The sequence below is a fragment of the Chamaesiphon polymorphus CCALA 037 genome (assembly GCF_003003845.1).
Taxonomy (GTDB): domain Bacteria; phylum Cyanobacteriota; class Cyanobacteriia; order Cyanobacteriales; family Chamaesiphonaceae; genus Chamaesiphon; species Chamaesiphon polymorphus.
This window is the reverse complement of the sequence record NZ_PVWO01000335.1, coordinates 1-6,667: the sequence shown is the minus strand read 5'-3', so window position 1 is coordinate 6,667 and position 6,667 is coordinate 1. Positions and strand designations below refer to the sequence as shown.

At 41.5% G+C, this 6,667-nt stretch carries 13 protein-coding genes; 4 read left to right on the top strand and 9 right to left on the bottom strand.

Annotation, left to right across the window (positions count from 1 at the left end; translation table 11 throughout):
• Nucleotides 1-107: 107 nt before the first annotated feature.
• From C7B77_RS31760 to C7B77_RS20805, 7 genes are all read right to left on the bottom strand, one after another.
• Complete coding sequence (locus C7B77_RS31760; protein WP_342761366.1) at nucleotides 108-221, bottom strand: DUF4351 domain-containing protein; 114 nt, start codon at nucleotides 219-221, stop codon at nucleotides 108-110.
• A 49-nt stretch (nucleotides 222-270) separates the two neighbouring features.
• Nucleotides 271-522 (bottom strand): hypothetical protein, encoded by a 252-nt coding sequence (locus tag C7B77_RS20825; RefSeq protein WP_106309307.1) that lies wholly within the window; start codon nucleotides 520-522, stop codon nucleotides 271-273.
• Nucleotides 519-662 (bottom strand): hypothetical protein, encoded by a 144-nt coding sequence (locus tag C7B77_RS30230; RefSeq protein WP_181243945.1) that lies wholly within the window; start codon nucleotides 660-662, stop codon nucleotides 519-521. The genes C7B77_RS20825 and C7B77_RS30230 overlap by 4 nt, the downstream gene beginning before the upstream one ends.
• Before the next feature lie 47 nt (nucleotides 663-709).
• On the bottom strand, nucleotides 710-1,159 hold the full coding sequence (locus C7B77_RS20820) for a type II toxin-antitoxin system VapC family toxin (protein ID WP_106309304.1): 450 nt from the start codon (nucleotides 1,157-1,159) through the stop codon (nucleotides 710-712).
• Entirely contained in the window at nucleotides 1,156-1,467 is a 312-nt protein-coding gene (locus tag C7B77_RS20815; protein WP_106309301.1) for a hypothetical protein, read from the bottom strand. Before C7B77_RS20815 ends, C7B77_RS20820 begins: the two co-directional genes overlap by 4 nt.
• Before the next feature lie 72 nt (nucleotides 1,468-1,539).
• Nucleotides 1,540-1,944, bottom strand: a complete 405-nt coding sequence (locus C7B77_RS20810; RefSeq protein ID WP_106309298.1) for a hypothetical protein — start codon at nucleotides 1,942-1,944, stop codon at nucleotides 1,540-1,542.
• Between the two features lie 107 nt (nucleotides 1,945-2,051).
• On the bottom strand, nucleotides 2,052-2,777 hold the full coding sequence (locus tag C7B77_RS20805) for a class I SAM-dependent methyltransferase (RefSeq protein ID WP_106309295.1): 726 nt from the start codon (nucleotides 2,775-2,777) through the stop codon (nucleotides 2,052-2,054).
• Nucleotides 2,778-2,907: 130 nt separating this feature from the next.
• Between C7B77_RS20805 and C7B77_RS20800 the strand changes: the two genes are divergently transcribed.
• Nucleotides 2,908-3,234, top strand: a complete 327-nt coding sequence (locus C7B77_RS20800) for a hypothetical protein (RefSeq protein ID WP_106309291.1) — start codon at nucleotides 2,908-2,910, stop codon at nucleotides 3,232-3,234.
• 87 nt (nucleotides 3,235-3,321) lie between these two features.
• Here C7B77_RS20800 and C7B77_RS20795 read toward each other — a convergent pair whose 3' ends face one another.
• On the bottom strand, nucleotides 3,322-4,386 hold the full coding sequence (locus C7B77_RS20795) for an RNA ligase (ATP) (protein ID WP_106309288.1): 1,065 nt from the start codon (nucleotides 4,384-4,386) through the stop codon (nucleotides 3,322-3,324).
• Between the two features lie 204 nt (nucleotides 4,387-4,590).
• Here C7B77_RS20795 and C7B77_RS20790 point away from each other — a divergent pair, with 204 nt between their 5' ends.
• Complete coding sequence (locus C7B77_RS20790; RefSeq protein ID WP_106309286.1) at nucleotides 4,591-5,055, top strand: hypothetical protein; 465 nt, start codon at nucleotides 4,591-4,593, stop codon at nucleotides 5,053-5,055.
• A gap of 360 nt (nucleotides 5,056-5,415) precedes the next feature.
• Entirely contained in the window at nucleotides 5,416-5,823 is a 408-nt protein-coding gene (locus C7B77_RS20785) for a nuclear transport factor 2 family protein (protein ID WP_245894294.1), read from the top strand.
• An 80-nt stretch (nucleotides 5,824-5,903) separates the two neighbouring features.
• Here the strand turns inward: C7B77_RS20785 and C7B77_RS20780 are convergent, their stop codons facing one another.
• Nucleotides 5,904-6,158 (bottom strand): SemiSWEET transporter, encoded by a 255-nt coding sequence (locus C7B77_RS20780; RefSeq protein WP_106309283.1) that lies wholly within the window; start codon nucleotides 6,156-6,158, stop codon nucleotides 5,904-5,906.
• A gap of 318 nt (nucleotides 6,159-6,476) precedes the next feature.
• Here C7B77_RS20780 and C7B77_RS30865 point away from each other — a divergent pair.
• A partial coding sequence (locus C7B77_RS30865; RefSeq protein ID WP_219892226.1) for a hypothetical protein occupies nucleotides 6,477-6,667 on the top strand: 191 nt, incomplete at its 3' end.

Below are 6,667 nucleotides of genomic sequence, written 5' to 3'. Positions count from 1 at the left end.
GAGCCGAGTGCAGTGAAAGTTGCACGCTCGGTTCTGAAGGAGAGGTGTCCTAGAGTAATCTAGGCATCGACTCTAATTACGTTGGCGCGAACGTCCAAACTTATGACCTATTGTATACCTCGCTGCGATTTGTCTAACCACGCTGTCAAATCGTCGATCGAGTTGAAGTCTAACAACGCATCACCTAAAGATTCGATCGCTTCTAAAGCAAGATTATTGATAGTCTCGATCGATTTAGAATCCAGCTTGCCAAGTTTGCGAGTTAATATTCTAATTATTTAGAGATTTTCCTTCTTCATTACGACCTTTTTTGGTTGCAATGTCAATTTGTTCTAGATATAAGGGCGATAAGTTCATTATTAACTCCGTTTCTTCTGTTGCTTTATTTTGTTTATTTTCCAGAACGATTTTTAAGTTAGAAAATAGTTCTAGGGCATTTTGAAGGTAGGGACTATCTGCGGGTAATCGCACGATTTCTGCAATAGCACGGATTTGGACATTTTCTCGCCCTAAAATCCTCAACCACAGCGTATCCGGTGTTTCGGGTAATCGATTTCCCGCACTTGTGCGTCGATCGTTTTTGCAGTTTGAACTTCCCCAAAGGGACTCAAGAGAGTCTCTAATAAATCTTTGGCAAATTGGTCGTGGGGAAACTGTGTCATACTCGTTGACGTAGCATTTCCTTGGAGAATGGCTCTAAAATTTAAACCTAAATTTCTTCCCAAGTTTTTGCTGAGACAAAATGGCTTAAATGGTTGACATTAGTTGTCGCAATCGTAACGCTATGACCTTCTAACTGAATTAACACTGCTTGAGCGGCAAGAATTACATCACCATCAATTGCTTCTGAATGAGCGGTAGGATAACCTTCAATTCTAGCTTTTGCCCACAATTCCGCTGCTTTGAGCATGACTTGAGTGGTAATTGGTAGATAAATGATTAATTCCTTTAGTTCGTCGAGCTGCCGAATACCCCTAAGTTTATGGGCGCGGATTAACTCTCTTCGCAACTCATAATCGGTAATTTCTGGTAAGGCGACGAGATAGTTTCTGGAACTAAGTGAGTTTAACCATTGTTTGCATTCTTCACACTGTATATTAGCTTTGGGATTTGTAACCATGCCAAGTATACCCGTATCCAACAATACAATCTGGCTCATGAAAATAGAGGACGATTGCTAATTCTATCTTCATCCAAAGCTTGCTTGAGAAATTCCCAAGTTTCTAGATGTTCTTGGGTATCACCTTCATCTTCCCAAGACTTCAGCAGTCGCTCCAGCGATTGTGGTTGATTTGCTTCAATTTGCCGCATGGCTTTTTCCCAAGCTACTGACGGGGAATTTTGCGCTACCTGTAAGTTGGCATCGGTTTTCCCGTCAGGAATGGTAGCTTGGATTGCCTGTATAAGGTGAAGTCGCTCTTCAACACTCATGGCATTAATTTGGTCTAAAGTGACTGAGAGATCCATCTCGATCTACCTCAATAGCTGGTTATCCTCTAATTATAATCTATGGTCGATCGATACCATTCATTTTTGTGCTTATCTACTTTTAGCTCTTTGATTTTTACTCGCATCCAGCATTTTATAATATCTTGCAACGTCCAATTGCTCTAATTTACCATTTGTTTGAAGATTAACAACTAAATCATTCATTGTTTCTAACAATTTTGTTGCTTCTTCCCAGGTAAGTGACTGTTCTTCGGTATTAAATTCATGGTTATGCTTTCTCCTTCGTCCAATTGGCGTATAAGTTTTAAGCATTGGAGCTAAATATCCCAATCCAATAAAGCCGACTATACGATTTTGTTCGTCTAGTTGATACTGACGATCGATCGGGAAAAATAACTCATGCCAATGTTTTCCTTCGCCAAGGAAGCTAATACCAACAGATCCACCATCTCGATAAATGTCTAAACTTACTATATCAGTTATAATTGGTAGCATTTTAATCTATACGTATATTTTGCATAGCTATAAACAGGTTAAAATGGATACTATTTATAGCTAAAGCCTCAATAGAGATATTTTACCCATTTCGAGAATCAGATCGACTAAGACTTGCCAAAAAACAACAAATGCTGCTGAGGTAAAATACTCTCATTTTTTAAAAACTTTAGTCCCACAGCTTTCATTTCACGATCGATCTGTTTTTGGGTAGTTTTATGACGCGGTTTGATAAATACTAACGGATCTTCACCGCGATATTCTGTTAAGACAACTCGTCCGCCTGGTTTGAGTGCCGAGACAATCCCTGTCATCATTTCTTGAGGATAACTAAACTCATGATAAGCATCGACCATAATTGCCAAGTCAATACTAGCTGGCGGTAATTCTGGACTTTTTTCAGTGCCTAATTGCGGTTGAATATTCGCGATCTTATCTTTATTAATTCGCTGCTTTAATAGTTCGACCATTTCTGGTTGTACGTCAACAGCTAATACTTTACCCTCTGGTACCTGTGGCGCGATGAGCTGCGAAATATACCCCGTACCTGCCCCAATATCGGCTACAACGTCTGTAGATTTGAGTTTTAGTGCTGCAACCATTTTCTGGGGTTGTTCCTCCTTGGCGCGATCTGGACGCTCTAGCCAGTCTGCACCCTGATGTCCCATCACTTGGGCGATTTCTCTACCCATGTACACTTTACCCGTACCGTCGAAGCTGGGCTGTCGATAGCTGTAATATTTAGATTGAATTAGCGCGCTGCTGGGTTGAGTAGCGATTTGCCAACAGACGAGACAGGCGATGAAGAATGTGAAGAAGTTTTTAAAAAGCATTTGCAGTAATTATAACGATCGAACTATAGGCTACAATCGCCCTATCTCATCATAGTTCATCCTTCGATCGTTCTCATCATAGTTGGGATGATGTATGCTCGATCGAAAATCCTTTAATTGTTCGTAAAATATGATTTCAAGTTTTGAACTTTGGTTGGAAACAGAAGAATATGAAACCGATCTAGATGTTACCGATCCTTGCGATAATTTCTGTAGTATTGCTGTTACTCTTGCCGATGGTCGTCGTTATGCGATGAATGTTTGGACTTTTAATTTCTTGCCTTTAGCTCGTTATGATGACAATTACGATATTAGAGAAGGGCAAGAGCCAGCAAAATATGTTCTGCCTCCAGATTTATTTGTAGAACGACTCGATCGAGCTACTCTTGAAACAGTAATTGTCGATTTATTAGCAAAAAATTTAATGAATCCTAATTGGCTTTGTCAACCAGATTAAATATTTAAAATCTCGATCTACGCTACATCCCCGACTTCTCAAAGAAGTCGGGGATGTGTCCGTGTCCGCTTCTTGTCACTACTTTATCTAAACATCGGTGGTATCTTGTTCGGCAACTTTACCAAATAAGTATCGATCGCCAATATACTTGAGAATCACCCTTCCCGACTTTGGATCTTCCCTTTCAACCATCGGTTTGACGACAACTCCTTCCCTACCGTGAGTACCACCAATTAGCGAATCACCGTCAGAAAATCCGCGAATAACTTCTAGTGAAAAAGCACCTTCATAAACTAATGGTACTTGCTCTACTTGATGGCAATCGCATAGAGATTTAAATACCGGATAATCGACATATTTACCATCCAACATTAGATCGAAAGCACGGAAATTCAGTCTTTTGGCACCATATGTATAAGCTTGAATGCCTTGTCCGTAAACTTCGCCATATAAGATCGCTTGTTTGTGTCCTTGGCTTTGCAAATCTACTAAGAGATTTTTGACACCAATTAAAGTGTGAGGAAACCAATAAGTATTTGCCACCATTTGTGTCGGATCTTCCGGCTCTTTGCGGCGCAAAGCCCGAGAACCTGCCATCATTGTCGGCTGTTCTTCATCTGTGTGCCACACAAAACCTACGCGCGCGTTAGTGCCGTGAATTTTTTCAGTTGCGACGACTGGTTCGCCGACTGATAATAAATTGGGGTAACTCCGCATGTTTTCCAGATTGGTATATTTCGGAAAATAGGGATCGTCAACCGCACTATCGCCAGCTTGTGCTTTAACTGGCGGAAAGTATTTAGTCGCACCATAAAACTCCGCCACATCGTCACCCAATTTCATACCCGATTCGGGATGAACTACCAAGCCAAACGAGGGTTCGCCGCGTAATTTGATTCGGTGAACTACTAATACTCGATCGCCATTAATATCAGTTTTTTCGGATAGGTATGTTGCCACATTCAAGCGTTCGGCAACTTCTTTAGTGAGAACGGTGCCTTGCTCGAAATAAACGACCAAATCACCAGGTTGATGGACGCCTTTTTTAACGCACATTTGCCACCCTTGGACGGTGGCTAATTCTAAGGCATCGGCATTAGTGTGAGGTTTCAGCTCTAAAATTTCGCAGACTTCTACTTTAATCGTGCTCATATTTAATTTTCAAGGTACGTTACATCATGGTAGCCTAATTTTCGCTAGGAGATAGCCAAATATCTACCGTTACGGCACAGGTGCTGTCAGGAGATTAATTTTTTAACGGCTATTTCTTATCAATTTCTCAGCAAATCATCGAGAATAACTCAGGAAGTAGCCCCATAGTAGTACTCAAGTTAAACAACTAAGAGGTTACTTCTAATGAAACGCTTTGCACTTGTCGGTTTATCTATCCTGTGTCTATCTCTAGCTGCCACTACATCTGCAACCGCCAGAACCCGAACCGAACGGCTGGCAATGTCAACCGCAACATCCACCGCAACTACGCTCGACGATACAGCAAATCCCAAAACTACCCCGTTGGCATCGTCTGACTCGGAAACAACCAGAACCGAACGTCTGGCGATGTCCGCAGCCAAGCTCAACGATCTTGCAAGTCCAAAACTCACTCCGTTTGAATTAGTTTCCCGTGCTTATCAAGGTGCATATCGGATGCAGGGTATTGCTGGGTTTGGTTCGTTTGTGACTAGCTCCGCTGACAATACGATCGAGGCTAAAGATATTATCAAAGCAGCGATCGTAGCCAAACAACTAGCTCCAGAAGCTCAAATCGATCGACACTATATCAGTGCTGTCAAGTTACAATTATTAGGCAACCAACACTAATCGTTCTGGTTGGCGTAGCCTCTCGTTGGCGTAGCCTCTCGAAGAGAAGAGAAGCATCTGCTATGCAGAATCGAGTTGCTAACTGATAATTTGTCAGAGAAATTTGGTAATGAGTCATGGGTAATAGCACATAAAATATCTGCGTCTATTACCTATAGCCTCATCCAAAATATAGTTGACTAAAATGCAAAAAGAGGATCGATTTTGCGCAAAAATTATTAGGCAATAATTTTGGATAATTCTCTGGCTTTTTTTACTACAGATCGATCGTGTTTACCGATTTGTTGTTTGTTAGAATAGATGGCGAATGTGACTATAATTTGGCAGCTATGCCGATGGTTATCGATCGGAATTATCCTCATGAGTTTAATGTCTGCCATGGATCTAGATATAAGTCAAAATAGTTTGCCGTCACCAGATATTAAAGCAACGATCGAGCTGGCTAAAAATGCCTGGGTCGCTCGCGATGCCGATGCCCTCGCTCAGTTATTTACAGAAGATGGCACACTCATCGTCCCCGGTCAAATATGGCAGGGACGGGACAAAATTCGCTCGGAAATTGCCAAATTCGCCCGAGAATATACCGATGTCAGTATTACCATTCACCAGATAATTATCGATGGCCAGCGAGCTGCGGTAGAATGGCATTATGAGGATACAGAACAGGCTACAGGCAACCGCAATCAGTCGGATGATGCGATCGTCCTAGAGGTGGAAAACGGTCGGATTAGCTATTGGCGAGAGTATTTCGATACTGGAGGTAAATAGCCAAAAAATCTCAAAGATAGTATCTATTTAGAGTTAAAAAGATAAGATCGAACTGACAGTTTGCAATAGCTTACTAACCACTATCCATATTTAAGTTTAAACTGGAGAATCACTAAATTCAGTACCAAGGTAACTGCATTTGCAATAATTATGGGCGCACTTCTAACTAATAAGCCATAAATCAGCCAGAACGAAATGCCAGCAATAAATGATAGTAAGGTTGGCAAAGATAGATCTTTGGTAGACTTGGACTGCCATACCTGCAAAACTTGAGGCAAAAACGCTGCGGTTGTCAGCGTTGCTGCTAGATATCCGACTAGATCGATCGCTGCCATTTTAAATTTGCTCCTGTCAGCAAGTAGATCTCAGTTCATTCTATCTTGCGATCGTAACTTAAAAGTTGGCTCGATCGGACGGAAAATCGCTATCACACTCCTACACATTGGATCTGCTACTCAAGTTTTGGGCGATGTTACAGTGACTAAATTTACCTCTTTTTGGGGACAGGGAATCGATCGCCTCTGGTAGGCTACACCAACAAGCGTGGCGATCTCTCCGTCTGTGTATCAAAATATTGACAGTGACAATATTTTAGGTTATGTTGGCATTGTCAATATTTTATTGGCTTGAAGAAACTAGCTCTGAGGTTCATTATGAAACAATTTTCCTCTTGTAACCTTATCCAAAAGCTACTCAGTGTTGCTGTAATTGGGATGACTTCGATTGCAGGCTATCTGGCAGGAATCATCACTTCGACTAAACTTCCGGCGGATAGTCAGCCGAAAGCACAGGTATCAGCGATTTCCAGCCGCATTCTGCAAATCAATTTCAAATATCATACATC